The sequence below is a fragment of the Haloarcula sp. Atlit-120R genome, from assembly GCF_003665885.1.
Classification (GTDB): Archaea; Halobacteriota; Halobacteria; order Halobacteriales; family Haloarculaceae; genus Haloarcula; species Haloarcula taiwanensis.
On record NZ_QPLN01000063.1, the window covers coordinates 1 to 501 of the forward strand.

Consider the following 501-nt stretch of genomic DNA (forward strand, 5'->3'; position numbering starts at 1 on the left):
CGCCTGACGGCTCGCGTTTAACAGTGGGGCTTCCTGTTTCAACGACGCGCTTTGCAGATACCGAGGTATCCACAGCGAGCGCAGTCTCCACAGGCGTTGATAAAGCTACGAGCGCATACCCCCGTCTTTACGCCGGGGCGAAGGAGCTAGTAGCGCACACCTCCACCGATGACGCTACGGTTGGGTTTCTCACCACCATTGTCGGTACGGTGGTCGGAGCAATTGACTGAGAGTTTGGAGGCGGTCTTGTGGCTGTAGCCGTTGAAAAATCCAACGTAGTTTGACCACACGCGACGGTCTGTCACGGAATTCCATCTGTAGGAAGCCGCAAAGTTTTATTTATTCACTCCGGAGTTTTAATCAGCCAAATGAGTGAGTCCTCCGCACAGGTGTCGTCAAGATCTGCCACGCAGTCGGTCATCTGTACCAACGTCACGCAGCGGTACAACGACGACGAGGGTCTCTTTTCATCCGGCGGGCACACGGTCACCGCACTCGATG

At 55.5% G+C, this 501-nt stretch carries 1 pseudogene; it reads right to left on the reverse strand.

The features are described from left to right. Positions 1 to 100: pseudogene (locus DVK01_RS23065) on the reverse strand (RNA-guided endonuclease TnpB family protein); the annotation flags it as partial. Between the last annotated feature and the right edge of the window lie 401 nt (positions 101 to 501).